This is a genomic window from Serratia sp. BNK-33-b, from assembly GCF_048684565.1.
Taxonomy (GTDB): Bacteria; Pseudomonadota; Gammaproteobacteria; order Enterobacterales; family Enterobacteriaceae; genus Serratia; species Serratia marcescens.
In genome coordinates this window covers 3,294,581-3,318,035 of sequence record NZ_JBLQTZ010000001.1, presented here as the reverse complement: position 1 = coordinate 3,318,035, position 23,455 = coordinate 3,294,581, and the positions used below count along the sequence as shown (strand labels likewise).

Here is a 23,455-nt window from a genome sequence, read left to right as displayed (position 1 = left end):
GTTCAGCTCCTCAGCAGGGCGTTGAACGGCTCGATCTCCACCGTTTCACCCGCCGCCACCGAACCGCGTTCGCGCTCCAGCACGATGAAACAGTTGCCCTGGCTGTAGGAGCTGAAGACGTGCGAGCCCTGGTGGCCGGTAGTGCTGACCTCCAGTTCGCCCGCGGCGTTGCTGCTGAACACCCCGCGCTGGAAATCGAGGCGGCCCGGCGATTTCTTCAGCGGCGTCAGCGCGCGGGCGCGCAGGCGCGGCGGCAGGCGCCAATCGCTGTGGCCGGCCAGTTTCGCCAGCAGCGGTTGCACCAGTTGGTAGAAGGTCAGGGCGGCGGAAACCGGGTTGCCAGGCAGGCCGCAGAACCAGGCGTGGCCCAGTTTGCCGAAGGCGAACGGTTTGCCGGGTTTGATCGCCAGCTTCCAGAAGCTGACCTGGCCCAGTTCATCGAGCATCTGTTTGGTGTAGTCGGCTTCGCCGACCGAGACGCCGCCGCTGCTGATCACTACGTCGGCCTGGCTGTTCGCCTGTGTGAAGGCGTCGCGCAGCGCATCGCGATCGTCGCGGATAATGCCGAGATCGAGCACTTCGCAGCCCAACTGCTCCAGCATCAGGCGCACCGCGAAGCGGTTGGTGTCATAGATTTGGCCTGCCTGCAGCGGCTGGCCGACCGGCTGCAGTTCGTCGCCGGTGGAGAACACCGCCACCTTCAGCTTACGCATCACCTGCACTTCGGCGACCCCGAGCGAGGCCAGCAGCGGCAGCTGCGCGGCGCCCAGCTTCACGCCGGCCGGCAACACGCTGGCGCCTTGGCGAATGTCTTCACCCGCCAAACGGATATTCTGGCCGGCTTCTACCGGGGCGGTAAAACGCACGCCCTGGTCGCTCACTTCGGCCTGTTCCTGCATGACCACGGCGTCCGCCCCGGCCGGGATCGGCGCGCCGGTCATGATGCGCACGCAGCTGTTGGCCGGCCATTCACCGTCGAACGGCGCGCCGGCGAAGGCTTTCCCGGCGACCGGCAGCGGCGCATTGGCCGCCAGATCGGTGAGGCGCACCGCATAGCCGTCCATCGCCGAGTTGGCGAACGGCGGCACGTCGAGCGGTGAGACCACCGGCGCGGCGGTGATGCGACCGGCGGCGGCGGTCAGCGCGACGGATTCGGCCTGTTGCAGCGGGGCGATCTGCCCGAGCATTTTTTCCAGCGCTTGCTCCAGGGAGATGAGATCGGAAGTATGGCAATGATCCATAAGGGGAACTCCGTAATCAGGGTGCGCAATGATAGCGACAAAGTGCGAGTATTATGGCAGAGAACGCCGGGGGGGAGAACGGGTTATGCCCGCCATTTTTCGCACTGCGGCGTCAGGGCGATCGGGTATAAACTGCGAAAAACAGAGGAGGATCATGATGCATAAACAGGTTATCGAGTTCTGGTTCGACGAGATCGAACCGGTGATGTGGTTCAAAAAGGACGATGATTTCGATCGTCTGCTGCACAGCCGTTTCGGCGAAATCTGGCGGGCGGCGGCGGCGGGGGAGCTGGCGCACTGGCGCGACACCATCGAAGGGCGCCTGGCGGAGGTGATCGTGCTCGATCAGTTCAGCCGCAACCTGTTTCGCGGCACGCCGCAGTCATTCGCCTGCGACGGCATGGCGCTGGTCCTGGCGCAGGAGGCGATCCGCAGCGGGGAGTGCGAACGGCTGAGCCGCGAGCAGCGCGGCTTCCTTTATCTGCCGTTCATGCATTCGGAATCGCCGCTGATCCACCAGCAGGCGCTGGTGTTATATACCGAGCTCAATAACGGCGACCAGCTGGAGTTCGAGCTGCGGCATAAGGCAATCATCGATCGTTTCGGCCGCTACCCGCATCGCAATGCGATATTGGGGCGCACCAGCACGCCGGAAGAAGAGGCCTTTTTACAGCAGCCAGGATCGGGTTTTTAATCGTCGGATCATCTGCGCCCGGCCGGGCAAAAACAGCAGGCCGGGCGCCGCAATAAGCGTGACTCAGCGCGAACGTTTATTTCATTACGCTCTACCGCTATTTCCTCTCGCGAAGTTACCAATAATCCCAGCCGCACTGTCAGCGGTTTACCGCTTTTTATAACCTGCTGTTTTTATTCCAATAAGCTATTTCAAGGTGCGAAATGGTCTAAGCGCGCTACGCTAAAAGCGGGGCGTGGACGTTATGCTGTACTTCCACTGTAGGACTAAATAGAGTCGAAAAAGACTGAATAATAATGATACCGCGTTCAGCTTATTCGCTGCGCAACGGCGGGATTAACACAGGGTGTCAGGCAAATGAGCAAACCAGTGATTGCCATTCATGGCGGCGCGGGCGCAATTACCCGGGCGGCGCTGAGTGCGGAAAAAGAACGGCAGTATATCCAGGCGCTGTCCGAGATCGTGGCCGCCGGGCAGGCGGTATTGGCGCAGGGCGGCAGCGCGCTGGACGCGGTGACCGAAGCGGTGCGGCTGCTGGAGGAATGCCCGCTGTTCAACGCCGGCAAAGGCTCGGTGTTTACCCATCAGGGCACCCACGAACTGGACGCCTGCGTGATGGACGGCCGCACCTGCGACGCCGGCGCTGTCGCCGGCGTCAGCCATATCCGCAACCCGGTGCTGGCGGCGCGCGCGGTGCTAGAAAACAGCGAACACGTGCTGTTTGCCGCCGAAGGCGCCGAGAAGTTTGCCGCCGCCCACGGCCTGGAAATGGTTACTCCCGACTTCTTCTTTACCCAGGAACGCTTTGATCAGCTGCACCGCGCCCAGGCGGAGCAAGGGCGGGTCTTGCTCGATCACGACGGCGCGGCGCAGGCCGGGGATCCGCTCGATCCCGATCGCAAATTCGGCACCGTCGGCGCGGTGGCGCTGGATGCGCTGGGCAACCTCGCCGCCGCTACTTCCACCGGCGGCATGACCAACAAGCAGGCCGGGCGGGTAGGCGACACGCCGATCATCGGCGCCGGTTGCTATGCCAACAACGCCACCGTGGCGGTCTCCAGCACCGGCACCGGCGAAATCTTCATGCGCGGCGTGGCGGCCTATGACGTCTCCGCCCTGATCGAATACGGCGGGCTCAGCCTGCAAGAGGCCAGCGATCGGGTGGTGATGGAGAAGCTGCCGGCGCTGGGCGGCAGCGGCGGCATGATCGCCGTCGATCGCCACGGCAATATCGCGCTGCCGTTCAACAGCGAGGGGATGTACCGCGGTTTTGGCTATGTCGGCGATGCGCCGTCCGTCGGGATTTATCGCTAAGCGTTCACCGGGAGGGTGTATGACCGACGTTTCATTCCGGCCCGCCGGCGACGGGCTGTCATTGCCGCCGCAGCGGGTGCTGGCGGTGCGCGATCTGAGCATCAGCTTTCCTCAAGCGGACGGCGCCGTAGACGCGGTGCGCAACCTGTCGTTCGATCTCGATCGCGGCGAGACGCTGGCGATCGTCGGCGAGTCCGGCTCCGGCAAATCGGTCACTTCGCTGGGGCTGATGCGGTTGGTGGAGCAGGGCGGCGGGCGTATCGTCAGCGGCGCCATGACGCTGCGCCGGCGCGACGGCGGGTTGCTCGATTTGGCGCGCGCCTCGCAGCGCACGCTGCGCACGGTGCGCGGCGCCGACATGGCGATGATCTTCCAGGAGCCGATGACCTCGCTCAACCCGGTGTTTCCGGTCGGCGAGCAGATCGCCGAATCGCTGCGTTTGCATCAGGGCATGGACCACCGCAGCGCGCGCCAGGAGGCGCTGCGCATGCTCGATCTGGTGCGTATTCCGGAGGCTAAAGAGGTGCTGGGGCGCTACCCGCATCAGCTTTCCGGCGGCATGCGCCAGCGGGTGATGATCGCCATGGCGCTCTCCTGCAAGCCGGCGTTGCTGATCGCCGATGAACCCACCACCGCCCTCGACGTCACCATTCAGGCGCAGATCCTGCAGCTGATCCGCGTGCTGCAACAGGAGATGCAGATGGGGGTGATCTTCATCACTCACGACATGGGCGTGGTGGCGGAGATCGCTGACCGGGTGCTGGTGATGCGCCGCGGTGAGCAGGTGGAGCAAAATCGGGTGCGCGAGCTGTTCGCCGCGCCGCAACAGGCCTATACCCGGGCGCTGCTGGCGGCGGTGCCGAAGCTGGGGGCGATGGCCGATCGGCCGCTGCCGGCGAAGTTTCCGCTGCCGGATGGCGAGGGCGATGCCGCGCCGCAGGATACCGTGCCGCCAGACGCTGCGCCGATCCTGCGGGTGGAGCATTTGGTCACGCGTTTTGATCTGCGCGGCGGGCTGTTCAATCGGGTCACTCGCCGGGTGCACGCGGTGGAAAACGTCAGTTTCGATCTTTACCCCGGCGAGACGCTGGGGCTGGTGGGCGAGTCCGGCTGCGGCAAGTCCACCACCGGGCGCTCTTTGCTGAAGCTGGTGGACAGCCAAAGCGGCACCATTACCTTCGCCGGGCGGCGAATCGATCGGTTGAAGGGATCGGCGCTGCAGCACCTGCGGCGCGATATTCAGTTCATCTTTCAAGATCCTTACGCCTCGCTCGATCCGCGCCTGACGGTCGGTTTTTCCATCATGGAGCCGCTGTTGGTGCATAACGTGATGCGCGGCCGCGAGGCGGAACGGCGGGTGGCTTGGCTGCTGGAACGCGTCGGCCTGTTGCCGGAACATGCGCGCCGCTATCCGCATGAGTTTTCCGGCGGTCAGCGTCAGCGCATCTGCATCGCGCGCGCGTTGGCGCTGAACCCGAAAGTGGTGATCGCCGACGAGGCGGTCTCGGCGCTGGACGTGTCGATTCAGGCGCAGATCGTCAATCTGCTGCTCGATCTGCAGCGTGAGTTCGGCATCGCTTTTCTGTTCATTTCACACGACATGGCGGTGGTGGAGCGCATCAGCCACCGGGTGGCGGTGATGTACCTCGGGCAGATCGTCGAGATCGGCCCGCGGCAGGCAGTGTTCGACAATCCGCAGCACCCCTATACCCGCAAGCTGATGGCGGCGGTGCCGGTGGCCGATCCCGCACATGCTCACAAACGGCAGCCGCTGCCGGCCGATGAGATCCCCAGCCCGGTGCGCGCACTGGGCGATGAACCCGTTACCGCACCGCTGGTGCAGGTTGGCGCCGGGCACTTTGTCGCCCGCCACCCGATCGCCGGTGCTTTTTAAAGACCTCAGGAGAGACAAGCGACATGAAGCACACATTCAAACGCAATGCGCTGTTGGCCGCCGTACTGCTGGCGGCGGGAACCGGCCCGGTCTGGGCGGCGAAGGACGCGGTGATCGCCGTGGCCTCCAACTTCACCACCCTCGATCCTTACGACGCCAACGACACGCTGTCGCAGGCGGTGGCCAAGTCTTTCTATCAGGGGCTGTTCGGCTTCGACAAGGACATGAAGCTGGTAAACGTGCTGGCGGACAGCTATGAGGTCAGCAAAGACGGCCTGACCTACACCGTCAAACTGCGCCAGGGCATCAAATTCCACGACGGCACCGCGTTCAACGCCGAAGCGGTGAAGATCAACCTCGATCGCGCCAGCAACCCGGACAGCCACCTCAAGCGTTACAACCTGTTCAAGATGATCGACAAAACCGAAGCGGTGGACGCCAATACGGTGAAGATCGTGCTGAAGGCGCCGTTCTCGGCGTTCGTCAACAACCTGGCGCACCCGGCGGCGGCGATCATCTCCCCGGCGGCGCTGAAGCAATACGGCAAGGAAATCGGTTTCCACCCGGTGGGCACCGGGCCGTATCAGTTCGTGACCTGGAACCAGACCGATTTCGTCAAGGTGAAGAAGTTCGACGGCTACTGGCAGCCGGGGCTGCCGAAGCTCGACAGCATCACCTGGCGCCCGGTGGTGGATAACAACACCCGCGCGGCGATGCTGCAGACCGGCGAGGCGACCTTCGCCTTCCCGATCCCTTACGAGCAGGCCAAGGTGCTGGAAGGCAACGCCAAGCTGGACGTGGTGGCCGCGCCGTCGATCCTGCAGCGTTACATCAGCATGAATGTCACCCAAAAGCCGTTCGATAACCCGAAGGTGCGCCAGGCGCTGAACTACGCCATCAATAAGGACGCGCTGATCAAGGTGGCGTTCGCCGGCTACGCGGTGCCGGCGGAAGGACCGGTGCCGCCGGCGATCGATTTCGCCGCCCGCTATAAGCCGTGGCCGTACGATCCGGCCAAGGCGCGCGAGCTGCTGAAAGAGGCCGGCTACCCGAACGGCTTCACCACCACGCTGTGGTCTTCCCACAACCACAGCACCGCGCAGAAGGTGCTGCAGTTCACCCAGCAGCAGCTGGCGCAGGTGGGGGTGAAAGTGACGGTGACGGCGATGGACGCCGGGCAGCGCGCGGCGCAGGTGGAGAGCGTCGGGGGGAAAGACACTGGCGTGCGGCTGTTCTACACCGGCTGGTCGGCCTCGACCGGGGAAGCGGACTGGGCGCTGTCGCCGCTGTTCTCTACCCAGGCGGCGCCGCCGAAGCAGTTCAACACCGCGTTCTACAGCAATCCGCAGGTGGACAAGGATCTGACCGACGCGCTGGCGACCACCGATCGCGCCGAGAAGCAGAAACTGTATCAGGACGCGCAGGATCGCATCTGGGCCGACGCGCCCTGGATCTTCCTGGCGACCGAACGTCTGTTGTCGGCCAACAGCAAACAGCTGAGCGGCTTCTACGTGATGCCGGATACCTCGTTCAACTTTGATAACGCCGATCTGAAATAAGGCGCCCATCCCCGCCTGCGGCCAGACGGCGGCGGGCGGGGGAAGGAATGAGATGCTCAATTATTTTCTGAAACGATTGCTGGGTCTGATCCCGACGCTGCTGATTGTGGCGGTGCTGGTGTTCCTGTTCGTCCACCTGCTGCCGGGCGATCCGGCGCGGCTGGCGGCGGGGCCGGAGGCCGACGAGGCGGTGGTGCAGCTGGTGCGCAAGGATTTGGGGCTGGATAAGCCGCTGCCGCAGCAGTTCGCGCACTTCTTCGGCAACGCGCTGCGGGGCGACTTCGGCATCTCGATGGTGTCCAAGCGCCCGGTGAGCGAAGAGATCGCCTCGCGCTTTATGCCGACCTTCTGGCTGACCGTCGCCAGCATGCTGTGGGCGGTGGCGTTCGGTCTGGCGATTGGCGTGGTGTCGGCGGTGTGGCGCAACCGCTGGCCGGATCGCCTCGGCATGACGCTGGCGGTGTCGGGGATCTCGTTCCCGGCCTTTGCGCTCGGCATGCTGCTGATGCAGGTGTTCTCGGTCGAGCTGGGGTGGCTGCCGACGGTGGGCGCCGACAGCTGGCGGCACTACATTCTGCCTTCGATCACCCTGGGGGCGGCGGTGGCGGCGGTGATGGCGCGCTTCACCCGCGCTTCGTTCGTCGAGGTGTTGCAGGAGGACTACATGCGCACCGCGCGCGCCAAGGGCGTGCGGGAAAGCGTGGTGGTGATGAAGCATGGCCTGCGCAACGCGATGATACCGGTAGTGACCATGATGGGGCTGCAGTTCGGCTTCCTGCTCGGCGGTTCGATCGTGGTGGAGAAGGTATTCAACTGGCCGGGGTTGGGGCGCTTGCTGGTGGATTCGGTGGAGATGCGCGATTACCCGGTGATCCAGGCCGAGGTGCTGCTGTTCTCGCTGGAGTTCATCCTGATCAACCTGCTGGTGGATATGTTGTACGCGGCGATCAACCCGGCGATTCGTTACCAATGAGGATGCGGCATGATTAAGCATTGGCGGCGCAACGCCGCACTGAAGGCGATGCCGCTTATCGACCCTAACGCGGTACGCACGCCGTGGGGTGAGTTTTGGCGGCGTTTTCGCCGTCAGCGGGCGGCGCTGGTCGCCGGCCTGTTGGTGCTGCTGCTGATTGCGGCGGCGCTGCTGGCGCCTTATCTGGCGCCGTTCGATGCGGAAAATTACTTCGATTACGACCGGCTGAATGAGGGGCCTTCGCTGGTGCACTGGCTGGGCGTAGATTCCCTCGGGCGCGATATCTTCAGCCGCATCCTGATGGGCACGCGCATTTCGCTGGCGGCCGGGGTGTTCTCGGTGCTGGCGGGCGGGGCGATCGGCACCCTGCTGGGGCTGCTGGCCGGCTACTATGAGGGCTGGTGGGATCGCCTCACCATGCGCGTCTGCGACGTGCTGTTCGCGTTTCCCGGCATTTTGCTGGCGATCGGCGTGGTGGCGATCATGGGCAGCGGCATGGCCAACGTGATCGTCGCGGTGGCGATCTTCAGCATTCCGGCCTTCGCCCGCCTGGTGCGCGGCAATACGCTGGTGCTGAAGCACCTGACCTATATCGAGTCGGCGCGCAGCATCGGCGCCTCGGACGGGACCATCATCCTGCGGCACATCCTGCCGGGCACCCTGTCTTCGATCGTGGTCTATTTCACCCTGCGCATCGGCACCTCGATCATCACCGCCGCCAGCCTGTCATTTTTGGGGCTTGGCGCCCAGCCGCCGACGCCGGAGTGGGGGGCGATGCTCAATGAAGCGCGCGCCGATATGGTGATCGCGCCGCACGTGGCGATCTTCCCCAGCCTGGCGATATTCATCACCGTGCTGGCGTTCAACCTGTTGGGCGACGGATTGCGCGACGCGCTCGATCCGAAATTGAAGGGGTGAGGGCATCGCTGAATTGGCATACCCCTGTTTTACGAGTATAATTGATGAAAATTTGACCCGTGTATATTACAGGGATGAGGTATGGATATGGCAAATAGCAATGTGACGAAAAAGACAGTCAACGTAACCATCGATCGCGATCTTTTCCAGCGCGCAAAATCCCTGGGCGTCAATGTGTCATCCGTATTGACAGACGCATTGAGCGTCCGCGTCAGGGATATTGAGATTCAACAGTGGCGCGAGCAAAATCGCGCGGCGTTAGAAGAACTTAATCGTATCACTGAAGAAAATGGTTTGTTGTCTGATGAATATCGGACATTTTGAACATGCAATTTACCGTATATGACAATACGTATCCGGCATCAGCCTATCCCTACTTACTGGACGTTCAAAGCGATCTTATTGATGTCCTCTCGACCCGGTTAATGATCCCTCTTTATGCTTTGGATAACGTCAGGGTTAAAATTTCTGCACGTTTATGCCCGGAGATTGAGGTCAACGGCGAAAAGTTTCTTGTTATGACGCATGAGATGGCTGCCGTACGTATTTCGCAGATTGGGAAGGCCGTTGGTAATGTCAATGAGCACAGGAATCAAATTAAAGCCGCTATCGATTTTCTGATTGATGGCTTTTGAAGAAATCCGGGCGGTTAAACCGCCCGGATTTTTTATCAGCGGAACAGGTGCTCGGCGTGGAAGCGCAGGTGATCTTCCACGAAGGTGGCGATGGTGAAGTAGCTGTGATCGTACCCCGGCTGAATGCGCAGCGTCAGCGGCCAGTCGCGCTGGCGCGCCAGTTCGGCCAGCCGCGCCGGCTGCAGCTGATCGGCCAGGAACTGGTCGTCATCGCCCTGATCGATAAGGACCGGCATTTTTTCCGCGCCGCTGGCCAGCAGATGGCAGCTGTCGTACTGCAGCCACTGGCTCTCGTCGCTGCCCAGATAGGCGGTGAATGCCTTGCGGCCCCACGGCACCTGGCACGGGTTGACGATCGGCGCGAAGGCTGATACCGAGCGGAAGCGCTGCGGATTGCGAAACGCCATCATCAGCGCGCCGTGGCCGCCCATCGAGTGGCCGAAGATCGACTGACGATCGCTGACGCTGAAGTGCTGTTCGATCAGCGCCGGCAGTTCGGCGCTGATGTAGTCGTACATGCGGAAGTGACGATCCCACGGCGCCTGGGTGGCGTTCAGGTAGAACCCGGCGCCCTGGCCCAGATCGTAGCCTTCGTCGTTCGGCACCTCGTCGCCGCGCGGGCTGGTGTCCGGCATCACCAGCACCAGGCCCAGCTCGGCGGCGATGCGCTGCGCGCCGGCTTTCAACGTGAAGTTCTCGTCGTTGCAGGTCAGCCCCGACAGCCAGTACAACACCGGCGGCGGGTTGTCATCGCGCGGCGGCGGCAGGTAGATGCTGAATGTCATGTTGCAATTCAGGCTCTGCGCCGCGTGGCGATAACGCTGTTGCCAGCCGCCGAACATGCGGTGCTCTTCGAGAAGTTCCAATGACAACGTCATCTCTGCCTCCTGGCTTATTTGTCGAAGTGGATGACGGAACGGATCGATTTGCCTTCGTGCATCAAATCGAACGCTTCGTTGATCTGCTCCAGCCCCATGGTGTGGGTGATAAAGTCGTTCAGCGCGAATTCGCCGTCCAGATAGCGCTCGACGATGCCCGGCAGCTGCGAACGGCCCTTGACGCCGCCGAATGCCGAACCGCGCCAGACGCGGCCGGTGACCAGCTGGAACGGCCGGGTCGAGATCTCTTCGCCGGCGCCCGCGACGCCGATGATCACCGATTCACCCCAGCCCTTGTGGCAGCACTCCAGCGCGGAACGCATCACGTTGACGTTACCGATGCACTCGAAGGAGAAGTCGACGCCGCCGTCGGTCAGCTCGACGATCACTTCCTGAATCGGTTTGTCATAGTCTTTCGGGTTGATCAGATCGGTAGCGCCCAGCTTGCGCGCCAGATCGAACTTGCTGGTGTTGATGTCGATGCCGATGATGCGGCCCGCGCCGGCCATCTGCGCGCCGATGATCGCCGACAGGCCGATGCCGCCCAGACCGAAGATCGCCACGGTGTCGCCCGGCTGCACTTTGGCGGTGTTCATCACCGCACCCATGCCGGTGGTGACGCCACAGCCCAGCAGGCACACTTCTTCCAGCGGCGCTTCCTTGTTGATTTTCGCCAGTGAAATCTCCGGCACCACGGTGTATTCGGAGAAGGTGGAGGTGCCCATGTAGTGGAAGATCGGCTTGCCGTCCTTGAAGAAGCGGGTGGTGCCGTCCGGCATCAGGCCTTTGCCCTGAGTGGCGCGGATCGCCTGGCACAGGTTGGTCTTGCCGGATTTACAGAATTTGCACTCGCCGCACTCCGGGGTGTAGAGCGGGATCACGTGGTCGCCGACCGCCACGCTGGTAACGCCTTCACCGACCGCTTCCACCACGCCGCCGCCCTCGTGGCCGAGGATCGCCGGGAACACGCCTTCCGGATCTTTGCCGGACAGGGTGTAGGCGTCGGTGTGACAAACGCCGGTGGCGACGATCCGCACCAGCACTTCGCCTTTTTGCGGTGGCATCAGCTCGACTTCTTCGATCTTCAGCGGCTGGTTCGGGCCCCAGGCAACGGCGGCGCGGGTTTTGATCATCTCCATCATAGTCTCCTCAGTGGTTTTCTTTTTAAATCAGGCGATATCGACAACGTCTGATAAATCGTTGGGGGTGCTTTCATCAACAGCGGCGGTTTCCGTCTGTTCAATAATCAATTCTTTCAGCGCGCGCACGTTTGGCCCGAACGCGTCGCGGCGCCACAGCAGCCAGGTGGCGGTGTCGGCCACGTCCGGCGGCAGGGCGTGAACCCGGACCCGCTCATGGCCCGGCAGCAGGCTGAGCACCGAATGCGGGATCATCGCCAGCCCGGCGCCGCTGGCGACGCAGGCCAGCATGGCGTGATAGGACTGGATCTCCATAATCTGCCCCGGCCGCGCGCCTTCGCGCTTGAACCAGGCTTCCAGCCGCAGGCGGTAGGAGCAGCTGGCGCGAAAGGCGAACAGCGTTTCGCCGTTGGCGTCTTTGGCGCTGTAGATCGGCGCGTGATCGAGACAGGAGATCACCACCATATGTTCAGGATAGGCGATACAGCCGTTCAACTCGTCATAAGGCACCGGCCCGTCGACCAGGGCGGCCGCCAACGTGCCGGCGCGCACCCGATCGGCGATTTCGCCGGAGGTGCCGGTGGTCAGCGACAGTGAAACCTGCGAGAAGCGCTGGTGGTAAGCCGCCAACAGCGAGGGCAGGCGGGTGGCGGCGGTGCTTTCCATCGAACCGAGGGCGAAGTTGCCCGCCGGTTCGCCGGCGTGGGTGATGCTCATCGCCTCGTCGCTCAGCGCCAGGATGCGATTGGCGTAGCACAGAAAGTTATGGCCCATCGGCGACAGGCGCAGGCGCTGTTTTTCGCGGATAAACAGATCGGCGCCCAGCTCCTGCTCGAGCTGGCGCAGCCGGGTGGTCAGATTCGACGGCACGCGGTGCAGCTGCTCGGCGGCGCGGGCGACCGAGCCGGTTTCCGCTACGCAGCAGAACATGCGAAGCTGGGTCAGATCCATAATATTCTCGTTTCGTGATGAACTTGATTAGTATTATTCAGTTTTTGTGAGTTTAATACTGCGGCATGATACTGGCAACTTTCTTTTAACCTTTTGGATGCCGATATGGCTTTACGTATTGCCTTGAGCGGGTTTGCCGCGCTGATCGTTGCGATGGGCATTGGCCGCTTCGCTTTCACCCCGCAGGTGCCGCTGATGATCGCGGAACATCAGTTCAGCCTGACCGGCGCCGGGCTGGTGGCGGCGATCAACTATTTGGGCTACTTGTGCGGCGCCTACGACGCGATGCGCGCCACGCGCCACGTCGAGCGGCGCCTGTGGCTGGGCGTATGGGGCGCGATGGCGCTGACGCTGCTGTCGGCGCTGGCGCAGGATGAATGGACGCACGGCGCGCTGCGCTTCGTCATCGGCTGGGCCAGCGGCTGGGCGATGGTGCTGGTGGCGGCCTGGACCAACGAGCGGTTGGCGCACTACGGCCGGCCGGCGCTGAGCGCGGCGGTATTCGCCGGGCCGGGTGCCGGCATCTTCCTCAGCGGCATGCTGGCGGTGGGCATCAACGCGCTGGGGCTGACGGCGGCGCAGGCCTGGCTGGTGTATGGCGGGCTGGCGCTGGTGCTGGTCGGGGGGATTAGCGCCTTTCTGCCGCGCAGCGGCGAGCTGCATCGCCCGGACGTGGCCCCGGAGCCGCTGCTGCTGACGCCGGCGCTCAAACGCCTGGTGTGGAGCTACAGTCTGGCCGGCTTCGGCTACATCCTGCCGGCGACCTTTTTGTCGCAGATGGCGGCGGCGCGCTTTCCCGCCAGCCTGTTCGCGCAATTCGTCTGGCCGGTGTTCGGCGGTGCGGCGGTGCTGGGGATTGTCATCGGCATTCTGACCCGCCATCGGCTGACCACCCAGACCCGGTTGGCGATCACGCTGTGGATACAGGCGGTGGGCGTGCTGAGCGCCGAAGTGGTGCCGGGCGTGGCCGGCCTGGCGCTCGGGGCGCTGCTGACCGGCGGCGGTTTCCTCTGCGTGGTGCAACTTGCTCTTCAGCACGGGCGTGAGCTGGCGCCGCGTCATGCGCGTTACATGGCCGGACTGTTGACCACCGGTTATGCGATCGGCCAACTGGTCGGGCCGATGTTGTCGGCGCTGTCGACCGCCATGACCCATCGACTGGAGCCGGCGCTGTATGTGGCGGTGGCGGCGCTGTTGGCGGCCGGGGGGCTGGTGGTGAATACCCCGGCGCGGCGGTTGGCGCAAAAAACGGCGACTCGGTGATTAAAATCCATACAAAAAGCATGGAAACCCGCAGCCGGCCCGATTGTGCTAAATGCGAATATTTCACCTGCGGATGAAGCACTATCGCTGGATAATCGCCGCGCTCTCATCTACAGTGGGGGCAAAATCTTGACCGGGTTCACGTTATCCACCACGAAAACTCTGCCGTCACGAGAGCAAGCAATTCGCCGGCCGCACGCCCTACCAGGCCGCCGGCGGGTTCCGTCCGCAGGAGAACAAATACATGACATCATTAAGTAAAGAAGCCGCGCTGGTGCATGCGGCACTGGAAGAGCGTGGTCTGGAGACGCCGCTGCGCGGGGAAGTGCTGGATCGCGAAACGCGCAAGCGTCGCATCAAAGAGCACATGACCGAGATCATGCAGCTGCTGAATCTCGATCTGTCCGATGACAGCCTGGCGGAAACGCCGCATCGCATCGCCAAAATGTATGTCGACGAGATCTTCTCCGGGCTGGACTACGCCAACTTCCCGAAAATCACCGTCATCGAGAACAAGATGAAGGTGGATGAGATGGTGACGGTGCGTGATATCACGCTGACCAGCACCTGTGAACACCACTTCGTGACCATCGACGGCAAGGCTACCGTGGCCTATATCCCGAAAGACTCGGTGATCGGCCTGTCGAAGATCAACCGCATCGTGCAGTTCTTCTCCCAGCGTCCGCAGGTGCAAGAGCGCCTGACCCAGCAGATCCTGGTCGCGCTGCAGACTCTGCTCGGCACCAATAACGTGGCGGTATCGATCGATGCGGTCCATTATTGTGTCAAGGCGCGCGGCATTCGTGACGCGACCAGCGCCACCACCACCACCTCGCTGGGGGGGCTGTTCAAGTCCAGCCAGAATACCCGCCAGGAGTTCCTGCGTGCGGTGCGTCATCACCAGGGGTGATGGCGTTGCGGGGCGACCCGCAAGACGACAACAGGCGCCTGCGGGCGCCTTTTTCATGAGCGGAAGACAGCGATAAAAAATGAACAGTCATCCTCTGCCGCGCATCGCCACGCTGGACTGCGTGCGCGGCATCGCCATCCTCGGCATTTTATTGCTGAACATCAGCGCTTTCGGCTTGCCGAAGGCCGCCTACCTCAACCCGGCCTATTTGGGGATGCCGTCATCGCGCGACGCCTGGACCTGGGCGTTGCTCGATCTCTTCGCCCAAGCCAAGTTCCTGGCGATGTTCGCGCTGCTGTTCGGCGCCGGGCTACAAATGCTGCTGCGGCGCGGCAAAAGCTGGATCCGCGCGCGCTTGTCGTGGCTGGTGCTGTTCGGCCTCGCACACGCGATCTTCCTGTGGGACGGCGACATTCTGCTGGCCTACGGGCTGATCGGCCTGGTGTGCTGGCGCATGATCCGCGAAGCCAAAGAAACCGTCCAACTGCTGAAAACCGGCGTGGTGCTGTACTTGATTGGCGTGGCGGTGCTGCTGCTGCTCGGCTTCGTCTCGCACGGTGAGCCGGGCAGCTTCTGGCAGCCGGGCGTGGCGGAGTTGCAGTACGAGAAGTTCTGGAAGCTGCAGGGCGGTTTCGAAGCCTGGCGCAGCCGCGCCGATTTGCTCTCCTCCAGCCTGCTGGCCATCGGCGCGCAGTATGGCTGGGAGCTGGCGGGGCTGATGCTGTTCGGCGCCGGGCTGATGCGCAGCGGCTGGCTGCGCGGCAGCTACTCATCCGGCTATTACCTGCGGCAGGCGGCGTGGCTGCTGCCGCTTTCGGTGCTGATCCAGCTGCCGGCGGTGGCGCTGCAATGGCAGGTGCAGTGGGACTATCGCTGGAGCGGTTTCCTGCTGCAGGTCCCGCGTGAGCTGGGCGCACCGCTGCAGGCGATGGGCTATCTGGCGCTGTGTTACGGTTTTTGGCCCGCACTGTCGCGCCTGCGCATCGCCCGCTGGCTGACCCTGGTGGGGCGTATGGCGTTGAGCAACTACCTGCTGCAAACGCTGATCTGCACCACGCTATTTTATCGTTTCGGCCTCTATGAGCAGTTTGACCGGCTGCAGCTGTTGGCGTTCGTGCCGCTGGTCTGGCTGACCAACCTGGCGTTTTCCGCACTGTGGCTGCGTTACTTCGAGCAGGGGCCGATGGAATGGCTGTGGCGCAAGCTGACTCAGCTGGCCGCCGGCGCAGCGGAACCCAGGGCGCTGAAGTGAGCGCCCGTCGGCAGGTTAAAAAAATGTATGTAAACGTTTTCTTTCCTGTGACGTAATTCACGCAGAGCAGCGGGCCAATCGGGGTAGGATAGCGCCACCGGCCACAACCCCGATTTCAGGATCACGCATGCCTCCAGTTCATCCGATCACCATTCGCGACGTGGCGAAACGCGCCGGGGTCTCCGTAGCGACCGTCTCCCGCGTGCTGAACCACAGCGCGCTGACCAGCAAAGAGACGCGCGAGCAGGTGCTGCAGGCGGTGGCGGATCTGGGCTATCGCCCCAACGCCAACGCGCAGGCGTTGGCGACCCAAAGCAGCGATACCCTGGGCGTGGTGGTGATGGACGTCTCCGATCCGTTCTTCGGCGCGCTGGTGAAAGCGGTAGACACGGTGGCGCAGAAACACCACAAGTATCTGCTGATCGGCAACAGCTATCATCAGGCGGACAAAGAGCGCCACGCGATCGAAGTGCTGATCCGCCAACGCTGTAACGCCCTGATTGTTCACGCCAAAGCCCTGAGCGACGCCGAGCTGATCGGTTTTCTGGAGCAGGTGCCGGGCATGGTGCTGATCAACCGGATTATCCCCGGCTATGAGCCGCGCTGCGTCGGGCTGGATAACGTCTGCGGCGCAGAAATGGCGATGCGTCTTTTGCTGTCGCAGGGCCATCGGCGCATCGGCTATCTGGGCTCCAATCACCCGATCGAAGACGGGCCGCTGCGCCAGCAGGGCTATGCGCAGGCGATGGCCGCCGCCGGGCTGGCCACGCCCGACAACTGGCGTGCCTATGGTTCGCCGGATCTGCAAGGCGGCGAGGCGGCGATGGTGGAGCTGCTGGGGCGCAACTTACAGCTGAGCGCGGTGTTCGCCTACAACGACGCCATGGCCGCCGGCGCTATGGCGGTGTTGAAAGAAAACGGTATCACGGTGCCGCAGCATTTCTCGCTGATCGGCTTCGACGACATCCCCATCGCGCGTTACACCAGCCCCAAACTCACCACGGTGCGCTACCCGATCGTCTCGATGGCCACGCTGGCCACCGAGCTGGCATTGCAGGGCGCAGCAGGCCTGGCGGAGCCGCAGGCCGGTCATCTGTTCATGCCGACGCTGGTGCGGCGCCATTCTGTCGCCCCCTGGCAAAGTGAGGCGACGGTCACTCTCTGACGATTTAATCTTGTGTAACCGTTTTCAATCTGTGAGAAAATTCACAGAATATTAACATCGCGCCGTCTATGCTCTAGGCGTTTTCCGGCGCAAAGGCCCTTGCCGCTGCAACCTTTATCTCGCGCTGACACAGCATTTCTCGGAAATAACAAGATCCACGGACGACAGGTGTTGAGTGGAAATCGCCAGGCCTGGGGTGTGCGCACTGCCGGTGACCATTGGCTCAAAGACGAGTAATACCCTACACAGAACCGGAGACTGACAATGAATAAGAAGGTTTTCACCCTGGCCGCCATGGCCGCAGCCATGATGTTTGGCGCCGCAGCCCATGCTGACACCCGTATTGGCGTCACGATTTACAAATACGACGACAACTTCATGTCGGTGGTGCGCAAGGCGATCGAGAAAGACGCCAAGGCTTCACCGGACGTTACCCTGTTGATGAATGACTCGCAGAACGACCAGTCCAAGCAGAACGATCAGATCGATGTGCTGCTGGCCAAAGGCGTGAAAGCGCTGGCGATCAACCTGGTCGACCCGGCCGCGGCGCCGGTGGTTATCGATAAGGCGCGCGCAAACGATATCCCGGTGGTGTTCTACAACAAAGAACCTTCCCGCAAGGCATTGGACAGCTATGACAAGGCATATTACGTCGGCACCGACTCCAAAGAGTCCGGCGTGATCCAGGGCGAACTGATCGCCAAACACTGGCAAGCCAACCCGGCCTGGGATCTGAACAAAGACGGCCAGATCCAGTTCGTGTTGCTGAAAGGCGAGCCGGGCCACCCGGATGCCGAAGCGCGCACCACCTACGTGGTGAAAACGCTGAACGAAAAAGGCATCAAGACCCAGCAGCTGCAGATGGATACCGCGATGTGGGATACCGCGCAGGCGAAAGACAAGATGGATGCCTGGCTCTCCGGCCCGAACGCCAACAAGATCGAAGTGGTGATCGCCAACAACGACGCCATGGCGATGGGCGCGGTGGAAGCGCTGAAAGCGCACAACAAGACCAGTATTCCGGTGTTCGGCGTCGATGCGCTGCCTGAAGCGCTGGCGCTGGTGAAATCCGGCGCGATGGCGGGCACGGTGCTGAACGACGCCGACAACCAGGCGAAGGCCACCTTCGAGCTGGCGAAAAACCTGGCGGCGGGCAAGCCGGCCACCGAAGGCACCCAATATAAAATCGAAAATAAAGTCGTGCGTATTCCTTACGTCGGCGTAGATAAAGACAACCTGTCTCAGTTTGTTAAATAAGAATTGAGATCCCGCTAAGACCCCGCCTGCGGCGCCAACACCAGGGATACCGCCGGCGGGGATGTTTACGACTGCAAGATCGTTAAGCCAGGTGTATTTATGGCCGATAGCTCACGCGAATTTTTGCTGGAAATGACGGATATCTGTAAGTCATTTCCCGGCGTCAAAGCCTTGGACAATGTCAATTTACGCGTCCGTCCGCACTCGATTCACGCCCTGATGGGGGAGAACGGCGCGGGGAAATCGACGTTGTTGAAATGCCTGTTCGGCATTTACAAAAAAGACAGCGGCAGCATTGTATTTCAGGGCCGGGAAATCGATTTCAAGAGCTCGAAGGAAGCGCTGGAACACGGCGTTTCGATGGTGCATCAGGAACTGAACCTGGTGCTGCAACGCACCGTGATGGACAACATGTGGTTGGGACGCTACCCGACCAAAGGCCTGTTCGTCGATCAGGACAAGATGTTCAAAGACACCCAGGCGATCTTCGACGAGCTGGATATCGGCATCAACCCGCGCGAAAAGGTGGGCAACCTGTCGGTGTCGCAGATGCAGATGATCGAGATTGCCAAGGCGTTTTCCTACGACGCCAAGATCGTCATCATGGATGAACCGACCTCTTCGCTGACGGAGAAAGAGGTCAATCACCTGTTCACCATCATCCGCAAGCTGAAAGAACGCGGCTGCGGCATCGTCTATATCTCGCACAAGATGGAGGAGATCTTCCAGCTGTGCGACGAGATAACGGTGCTGCGCGACGGCCAGTGGATCGCCACCCAGCCGCTGGAGGGGCTGGATATGGACAAGATCATCGCCATGATGGTCGGCCGCTCGCTGAGCCAGCGCTTCCCCGACAGGCAAAACACGCCGGGTGAGGTGATCCTCGAGGTGAAAAACCTGACGTCGCTGCGCCAGCCTTCGATCCGCGATGTGTCCTTCGATCTGCATCAAGGGGAGATCCTCGGCATCGCCGGGCTGGTGGGCGCCAAACGCACCGATATCGTCGAGACCCTGTTCGGCATTCGCGAAAAGGTGGCGGGCACCATCAAGCTGCACGGGAAAGCGATCGATAACCACAGCGCCAACGAAGCGATTAACCACGGTTTTGCGCTGGTGACCGAAGAGCGCCGATCCACCGGGATTTACGCTTACCTCGATGTGGGCTTCAACTCGCTGATCTCCAACATTCGCAATTATAAAAACAAGCTCGGCCTGCTGGATAACGCGCGGATGAAGAGCGACACCCAGTGGGTGATCGACGCCATGCGGGTAAAAACGCCGGGGCATCACACCCATATCGGCTCGCTGTCCGGCGGCAACCAGCAGAAGGTGATCATCGGCCGCTGGCTGCTGACGCAGCCGGAGATCCTGATGCTGGATGAACCGACGCGCGGCATCGACGTGGGCGCCAAGTTCGAGATTTATCAGCTGATGACCGAACTGGCGAAGAAGGGCAAGGGGATCATTATCGTCTCGTCCGAAATGCCGGAGCTTTTGGGGATCACCGACCGTATTTTGGTGATGAGCAATGGTCAGGTTGCGGGCATCGTTAACACCAAACAGACCTCGCAAAATGAAATCTTACGTCTCGCCTCCCTGCACCTTTAAGGATCGGAATTATGAACGCGCTAAATAAAAAAACCTTATTTACCTATTTCAAGGAAGGCGGCATTTACGTGGTGTTGCTGGTGCTGTTGGCCATCATCATCATTCAGGATCCTACCTTCCTCAGCCTGATGAACCTGAGCAACATCCTGACGCAGTCTTCGGTGCGCATCATCATCGCGCTGGGCGTGGCGGGGCTGATCGTGACCCAGGGCACCGACCTGTCCGCCGGGCGGCAGGTGGGGTTGGCGGCGGTGGTGGCGGCCACGCTGCTGCAATCGATGGATAACGTCAACAAGGTGTTCCCGCACATGGAAACCTGGTCGATTCCCCTGGTCATCCTGCTGGTGTGCGCGGTCGGCGCGGTGATCGGCCTGGTTAACGGCCTGATTATCGCCTATCTCAACGTGACGCCGTTCATCACCACCTTGGGCACCATGATCATCGTCTACGGCATCAACTCGCTGTATTACGATTCGGTCGGCGCGTCGCCGGTCGCGGGCTTTGATCCGAAGTTTTCCACCTTTGCCCAGGGCTTCTTGCGCTTCGGCGACTTTAAGCTGTCCTACATCACCTTTTACGCGCTGATCGCCATCATATTCGTCTGGATCCTGTGGACCAAGACCCGCTTCGGCAAGAACATCTTCGCCATCGGCGGCAACCCGGAAGCGGCCAAGGTGTCCGGGGTCAACGTGCCGTTGAACCTGATCATGATCTATGCGCTGTCCGGCGTGTTCTACGCCTTCGGCGGCTTGCTTGAAGCGGGACGCATCGGCAGCGCCACCAATAACCTCGGCTTTATGTATGAGCTGGACGCCATCGCCGCCTGCGTGGTGGGGGGCGTCTCCTTCGCCGGCGGGGTGGGTACGGTGTGGGGCGTGGTGACCGGGGTGATCATCTTTACCGTCATCAACTACGGTCTGACCTATATCGGCATCAACCCGTACTGGCAGTACATCATCAAGGGCAGCATCATCATCTTCGCCGTGGCGCTGGACTCGTTGAAATACGCCAAGAAGAAGTAGAGCTACCGCAGCACAGACGACAAGGCCGGCAAAATATGCCGGCCTTTCTTTTTGGGGCATTACCCGTCAGGGCTGTTTGGCTTTCTGCTTCTCTTCTTTCAGCTTGTGCTCCAGCTCAACCAACTGTTCCGGTGACACGGCGGGATAGCCCTGGGCGTCTTCCGGCACGGTGTGCATGGCGGAGATTGGGATCAGCGGGCCGAGGAAGCGCGGTTCGCGCTTGAGGATGTATAGATCGGTCAGCGCGCCCAGGCGAGCGAAGATCTCGCGGGCGCGCACCGTCATCATGTCTTTCGGCGACGGCACCGCGTAACACTGCGCCTGAATGCCCATGTGCAGGGCGATGAATAGCGCGCGCTCGCAGTGGAAGCGCTGGGTGATGATGATGAAATCGTTGGTGTCGAACACCTTGCGGGTGCGCACGATGGAGTCCAGGGTGCGGAAACCGGCGTAGTCCAGCACGATATCGCTCGGCGCCACGCCGGCGGCGATCAGATCGCGCCGCATGGTCATCGGTTCGTTATAGCTTTGCTGGGCGTTGTCGCCGCTCAGCAGCAGGTATTTCACCTTGCCGCTGTTATAGGCGTTGATCGCCCCCTGAATGCGGTAACGGTAGTACTGGTTGATCACGCCGGTGCGGTAATACTTGGCGGTGCCGAGCACCACGCCGACCTGGCGGTGCGGCAATTCCTGCAGTTCGTCGTAGACGTAAGGCGCGGTTTTCCAACTGATCCAGCGATCGAGCGCAATAGCCGAACCCATCAACACCGCAATGATGATGAACAGGCTGATGATCAGGCGTTTCCACATGTTGTTGCCTTACGCGCGCCGGGCTGAAAAAGATGGATCAAGGCTACTTTACCTGACCGACCGACGCAAGACGCGAACCGCCTGAAGCACGCGCGCCGCCGCATTTTTCGGCGGTTTTGCCGCACAAAAAAGCCCGGCGGAGCCGGGCTGGGTCATTTCAGCTCACCATTCAGAACGAGGTGCGCTTGTAGCTGCGGTACTGCGGCCGCCAGAAGTTGTGCTCGATGGCTTTCGACAGCGCATCTTCGGAGGTGACGATCGCCACGCCCTGCAGCTGGGCGGCTTTACCCACTTCCATGGCGATGCACTTCGACACGCCCTGAATATCGTCGATATTCGGCAGCAGCGCGCCGTGGCCGTCGGTGGCCAGCGGCGAACAGTCCGCCAGCGCGCGGCTGGCGGCCATCAGCATGGCGTCGGTGACGCGAGTGGCGCCGGAGGCCAGCACGCCCAGACCAATTCCCGGGAAGATGTAGGAGTTATTGCACTGGGCGATCGGGTACAGCTGCTCTTTATAGCTTACCGGCGCGAACGGGCTGCCGGTCGCCACCAGGGCGGCGCCGTCGGTCCAGTTGATGATGTCTTCCGGACGGGCTTCCACGCGCGAGGTCGGGTTGGACAGCGGCATCACGATAGGGCGTTCGCAGTGCTTGTGCATCTCGCGGATCAGCTCTTCGGTAAACAGCCCCGGCTGGCCGGACACGCCGATCAGAATGGTCGGCTTGGCGTTGCGCACCACGTCCAGCAGCGAGATGGCGTCGCTGGCGGTTTCCCAACCGGCCAGATTGTCGCTCTTCTGCACCAGCTTGCTCTGGAAGTCGAGCAGGTTCGGCAGTTTGTCGGTCAGCAGGCCGAAACGGTCAACCATGAACACGCGGGCGCGCGCTTCGTCTTCGCTCAACCCTTCGGACTTCATCTGCGCGATGATCTGCTCGGCGATGCCGCAGCCGGCGGAACCGGCGCCGAGGAAGGTGACGGTCTGATCGCGCAGCTGGCTGCCGGCGGCGCGGCTGGCGGCGATCAGGCTGCCGAGGGTGACCGCGGCGGTGCCCTGAATGTCGTCGTTGAAGCAGCAAATCTCGTCGCGGTAGCGGTTCAACAATGGGGTGGCGTTGTTCTGCGCGAAGTCTTCGAACTGCAGCAGGACGTTCGGCCAGCGGCGTTTGACCGCCTGAATAAACTCTTCGACGAAGGCGTGGTACTCCTCGCCGGAGATGCGAGGATGGCGCCAGCCCATGTACAGTGGATCGTTGAGGCGCTGCGGGTTGTTGGTGCCGACGTCCAGCACCACCGGCAGCGTGTAGGCCGGGCTGATGCCGCCGCAGGCGGTGTAAAGCGACAGCTTGCCGATTGGGATGCCCATGCCGCCGATGCCCTGATCGCCCAGGCCGAGAATACGCTCGCCGTCGGTGACCACGATCACCTTAACGTTCTGCTTGGTGGCGTTTTGCAGCATGTCATCGATGCGATCGCGGTTCGGGTAGGAGATGAACAACCCGCGCGCACGGCGATAGATATCGGAGAAGTGTTCGCAGGCCTCGCCGACGGTCGGGGTGTAGATGATCGGCATCATCTCACTCAGGTGCGAGTCCAGCAGACGGTAGAACAGGGTTTCGTTGGTGTCCTGGATGTTGCGCAGGTAGATGTGCTTATCGTTATCGTTCTTGAAATCCTGATACTGACGGTAGGCGCGTTCCACCTGTTCTTCGATGGTTTCCACCGCTTCCGGCAGCAGGCCGTGCAGGTTGAAGTGGCTACGTTCTTCCTCGGTGAAAGCGCTGCCTTTGTTCAGCAGCGGAAATTCCAGCAGAATCGGGCCGGCGTAAGGGATGTAGAGCGGGCGTTTGCTTTCGTATTCTAGTTCCATCAGTTTTACTCTTCACGTATCAGATAACTGTATTGCCGACGATCCTAAAAGATAAAGAGAAGATGTACAGCATTTGTTGCCCGATGATGAACCAGGTTGGCGTAA

At 61.8% G+C, this 23,455-nt stretch carries 21 protein-coding genes; 15 read left to right on the top strand and 6 right to left on the bottom strand.

All coding sequences use genetic code 11. The features are described 5' to 3' along the window. Positions 1 to 2: 2 nt before the first annotated feature. Entirely contained in the window at positions 3 to 1,241 is a 1,239-nt protein-coding gene (gene moeA / locus ACMGGK_RS15900; protein WP_143778763.1) for a molybdopterin molybdotransferase MoeA, read from the bottom strand. Between the two features lie 157 nt (positions 1,242 to 1,398). Between moeA and ACMGGK_RS15895 the strand changes: the two genes are divergently transcribed. The 8 genes from ACMGGK_RS15895 (at position 1,399) to ACMGGK_RS15860 (ending at position 9,228) form a co-directional block, all read left to right on the top strand. Continuing rightward, positions 1,399 to 1,935 carry a DUF924 family protein gene (locus ACMGGK_RS15895; protein ID WP_038629078.1) on the top strand — a complete coding sequence of 179 codons (537 nt, stop codon included), beginning with the start codon at positions 1,399 to 1,401 and terminating at the stop codon, positions 1,933 to 1,935. A gap of 357 nt (positions 1,936 to 2,292) precedes the next feature. Then, positions 2,293 to 3,249: an isoaspartyl peptidase/L-asparaginase family protein gene (locus tag ACMGGK_RS15890; protein WP_015377209.1), complete on the top strand. Its 957-nt coding sequence runs from the start codon at positions 2,293 to 2,295 to the stop codon at positions 3,247 to 3,249. Between the two features lie 19 nt (positions 3,250 to 3,268). Continuing rightward, positions 3,269 to 5,143, top strand: a complete 1,875-nt coding sequence (locus ACMGGK_RS15885) for a dipeptide ABC transporter ATP-binding protein (RefSeq protein WP_049299830.1) — start codon at positions 3,269 to 3,271, stop codon at positions 5,141 to 5,143. Positions 5,144 to 5,166: 23 nt separating this feature from the next. Then, positions 5,167 to 6,702 (top strand): glutathione ABC transporter substrate-binding protein GsiB, encoded by a 1,536-nt coding sequence (gene gsiB, locus ACMGGK_RS15880; RefSeq protein ID WP_420277021.1) that lies wholly within the window; start codon positions 5,167 to 5,169, stop codon positions 6,700 to 6,702. 52 nt (positions 6,703 to 6,754) lie between these two features. After that, positions 6,755 to 7,675, top strand: a complete 921-nt coding sequence (gsiC, locus tag ACMGGK_RS15875; protein ID WP_016928458.1) for a glutathione ABC transporter permease GsiC — start codon at positions 6,755 to 6,757, stop codon at positions 7,673 to 7,675. A 9-nt stretch (positions 7,676 to 7,684) separates the two neighbouring features. After that, complete coding sequence (gsiD, locus tag ACMGGK_RS15870; protein WP_016928457.1) at positions 7,685 to 8,593, top strand: glutathione ABC transporter permease GsiD; 909 nt, start codon at positions 7,685 to 7,687, stop codon at positions 8,591 to 8,593. 81 nt (positions 8,594 to 8,674) lie between these two features. Further along, positions 8,675 to 8,917, top strand: coding sequence for a type II toxin-antitoxin system CcdA family antitoxin (locus ACMGGK_RS15865; RefSeq protein WP_079449478.1), 243 nt, complete (start codon positions 8,675 to 8,677; stop codon positions 8,915 to 8,917). Positions 8,918 to 8,919: 2 nt separating this feature from the next. Beyond that, positions 8,920 to 9,228, top strand: coding sequence for a CcdB family protein (locus ACMGGK_RS15860; protein ID WP_025302144.1), 309 nt, complete (start codon positions 8,920 to 8,922; stop codon positions 9,226 to 9,228). A 35-nt stretch (positions 9,229 to 9,263) separates the two neighbouring features. Here the strand turns inward: ACMGGK_RS15860 and fghA are convergent, their stop codons facing one another. From fghA to ptrR, 3 genes are read right to left on the bottom strand one after another with little or no spacing between them, the layout of a single operon-like run. Continuing rightward, the gene (gene fghA / locus ACMGGK_RS15855; RefSeq protein ID WP_015377214.1) at positions 9,264 to 10,106 is read right to left on the bottom strand and encodes an S-formylglutathione hydrolase; all 843 of its coding nucleotides are present in this window, start codon (positions 10,104 to 10,106) and stop codon (positions 9,264 to 9,266) included. 14 nt (positions 10,107 to 10,120) lie between these two features. Then, the gene (locus ACMGGK_RS15850) at positions 10,121 to 11,245 is read right to left on the bottom strand and encodes an S-(hydroxymethyl)glutathione dehydrogenase/class III alcohol dehydrogenase (RefSeq protein ID WP_016928454.1); all 1,125 of its coding nucleotides are present in this window, start codon (positions 11,243 to 11,245) and stop codon (positions 10,121 to 10,123) included. Positions 11,246 to 11,275: 30 nt separating this feature from the next. Continuing rightward, positions 11,276 to 12,196, bottom strand: a complete 921-nt coding sequence (ptrR, locus tag ACMGGK_RS15845) for a putrescine utilization regulator PtrR (RefSeq protein WP_143778766.1) — start codon at positions 12,194 to 12,196, stop codon at positions 11,276 to 11,278. 105 nt (positions 12,197 to 12,301) lie between these two features. Here ptrR and ACMGGK_RS15840 point away from each other — a divergent pair, with 105 nt between their 5' ends. The 7 genes from ACMGGK_RS15840 (at position 12,302) to mglC (ending at position 20,673) form a co-directional block, all read left to right on the top strand. After that, a complete protein-coding gene (locus tag ACMGGK_RS15840) occupies positions 12,302 to 13,459 on the top strand; it encodes a YbfB/YjiJ family MFS transporter (RefSeq protein ID WP_033640883.1) in 1,158 nt (385 codons plus the stop codon). A gap of 244 nt (positions 13,460 to 13,703) precedes the next feature. Then, on the top strand, positions 13,704 to 14,369 hold the full coding sequence (gene folE, locus ACMGGK_RS15835) for a GTP cyclohydrolase I FolE (protein ID WP_004938969.1): 666 nt from the start codon (positions 13,704 to 13,706) through the stop codon (positions 14,367 to 14,369). Between the two features lie 79 nt (positions 14,370 to 14,448). Continuing rightward, on the top strand, positions 14,449 to 15,621 hold the full coding sequence (gene yeiB / locus ACMGGK_RS15830; protein WP_420277020.1) for a DUF418 domain-containing protein YeiB: 1,173 nt from the start codon (positions 14,449 to 14,451) through the stop codon (positions 15,619 to 15,621). Between the two features lie 127 nt (positions 15,622 to 15,748). Continuing rightward, positions 15,749 to 16,786 (top strand): HTH-type transcriptional regulator GalS, encoded by a 1,038-nt coding sequence (gene galS / locus ACMGGK_RS15825; protein ID WP_016928450.1) that lies wholly within the window; start codon positions 15,749 to 15,751, stop codon positions 16,784 to 16,786. Between the two features lie 264 nt (positions 16,787 to 17,050). Then, the gene (mglB, locus tag ACMGGK_RS15820; RefSeq protein ID WP_004938962.1) at positions 17,051 to 18,043 is read left to right on the top strand and encodes a galactose/glucose ABC transporter substrate-binding protein MglB; all 993 of its coding nucleotides are present in this window, start codon (positions 17,051 to 17,053) and stop codon (positions 18,041 to 18,043) included. A gap of 99 nt (positions 18,044 to 18,142) precedes the next feature. Next, positions 18,143 to 19,651, top strand: coding sequence for a galactose/methyl galactoside ABC transporter ATP-binding protein MglA (mglA, locus tag ACMGGK_RS15815; RefSeq protein WP_420277019.1), 1,509 nt, complete (start codon positions 18,143 to 18,145; stop codon positions 19,649 to 19,651). Between the two features lie 11 nt (positions 19,652 to 19,662). Next, complete coding sequence (gene mglC / locus ACMGGK_RS15810) at positions 19,663 to 20,673, top strand: galactose/methyl galactoside ABC transporter permease MglC (protein ID WP_004938953.1); 1,011 nt, start codon at positions 19,663 to 19,665, stop codon at positions 20,671 to 20,673. A gap of 66 nt (positions 20,674 to 20,739) precedes the next feature. On the opposite strand, the gene sanA is transcribed toward mglC, so the two are convergent. After that, entirely contained in the window at positions 20,740 to 21,483 is a 744-nt protein-coding gene (gene sanA, locus ACMGGK_RS15805) for an outer membrane permeability protein SanA (protein WP_004938948.1), read from the bottom strand. A gap of 169 nt (positions 21,484 to 21,652) precedes the next feature. Next, positions 21,653 to 23,350 carry an NAD-dependent malic enzyme gene (locus ACMGGK_RS15800; RefSeq protein WP_004938945.1) on the bottom strand — a complete coding sequence of 566 codons (1,698 nt, stop codon included), beginning with the start codon at positions 23,348 to 23,350 and terminating at the stop codon, positions 21,653 to 21,655. Positions 23,351 to 23,455 lie beyond the last annotated feature (105 nt).

Bases quoted from the DNA above. Each gene is read 5' to 3' on its own strand.
- moeA (WP_143778763.1), bottom strand. From the start codon at position 1,241: ATGGATCATTGCCATACTTCCGATCTCATCTCCCTGGAGCAAGCGCTG.
- ACMGGK_RS15895 (WP_038629078.1), top strand. From the start codon at position 1,399: ATGCATAAACAGGTTATCGAGTTCTGGTTCGACGAGATCGAACCGGTG.
- ACMGGK_RS15890 (WP_015377209.1), top strand. From the start codon at position 2,293: ATGAGCAAACCAGTGATTGCCATTCATGGCGGCGCGGGCGCAATTACC.
- ACMGGK_RS15885 (WP_049299830.1), top strand. From the start codon at position 3,269: ATGACCGACGTTTCATTCCGGCCCGCCGGCGACGGGCTGTCATTGCCG.
- gsiB (WP_420277021.1), top strand. From the start codon at position 5,167: ATGAAGCACACATTCAAACGCAATGCGCTGTTGGCCGCCGTACTGCTG.
- gsiC (WP_016928458.1), top strand. From the start codon at position 6,755: ATGCTCAATTATTTTCTGAAACGATTGCTGGGTCTGATCCCGACGCTG.
- gsiD (WP_016928457.1), top strand. From the start codon at position 7,685: ATGATTAAGCATTGGCGGCGCAACGCCGCACTGAAGGCGATGCCGCTT.
- ACMGGK_RS15865 (WP_079449478.1), top strand. From the start codon at position 8,675: ATGGATATGGCAAATAGCAATGTGACGAAAAAGACAGTCAACGTAACC.
- ACMGGK_RS15860 (WP_025302144.1), top strand. From the start codon at position 8,920: ATGCAATTTACCGTATATGACAATACGTATCCGGCATCAGCCTATCCC.
- fghA (WP_015377214.1), bottom strand. From the start codon at position 10,106: ATGACGTTGTCATTGGAACTTCTCGAAGAGCACCGCATGTTCGGCGGC.
- ACMGGK_RS15850 (WP_016928454.1), bottom strand. From the start codon at position 11,245: ATGGAGATGATCAAAACCCGCGCCGCCGTTGCCTGGGGCCCGAACCAG.
- ptrR (WP_143778766.1), bottom strand. From the start codon at position 12,196: ATGGATCTGACCCAGCTTCGCATGTTCTGCTGCGTAGCGGAAACCGGC.
- ACMGGK_RS15840 (WP_033640883.1), top strand. From the start codon at position 12,302: ATGGCTTTACGTATTGCCTTGAGCGGGTTTGCCGCGCTGATCGTTGCG.
- folE (WP_004938969.1), top strand. From the start codon at position 13,704: ATGACATCATTAAGTAAAGAAGCCGCGCTGGTGCATGCGGCACTGGAA.
- yeiB (WP_420277020.1), top strand. From the start codon at position 14,449: ATGAACAGTCATCCTCTGCCGCGCATCGCCACGCTGGACTGCGTGCGC.
- galS (WP_016928450.1), top strand. From the start codon at position 15,749: ATGCCTCCAGTTCATCCGATCACCATTCGCGACGTGGCGAAACGCGCC.
- mglB (WP_004938962.1), top strand. From the start codon at position 17,051: ATGAATAAGAAGGTTTTCACCCTGGCCGCCATGGCCGCAGCCATGATG.
- mglA (WP_420277019.1), top strand. From the start codon at position 18,143: ATGGCCGATAGCTCACGCGAATTTTTGCTGGAAATGACGGATATCTGT.
- mglC (WP_004938953.1), top strand. From the start codon at position 19,663: ATGAACGCGCTAAATAAAAAAACCTTATTTACCTATTTCAAGGAAGGC.
- sanA (WP_004938948.1), bottom strand. From the start codon at position 21,483: ATGTGGAAACGCCTGATCATCAGCCTGTTCATCATCATTGCGGTGTTG.
- ACMGGK_RS15800 (WP_004938945.1), bottom strand. From the start codon at position 23,350: ATGGAACTAGAATACGAAAGCAAACGCCCGCTCTACATCCCTTACGCC.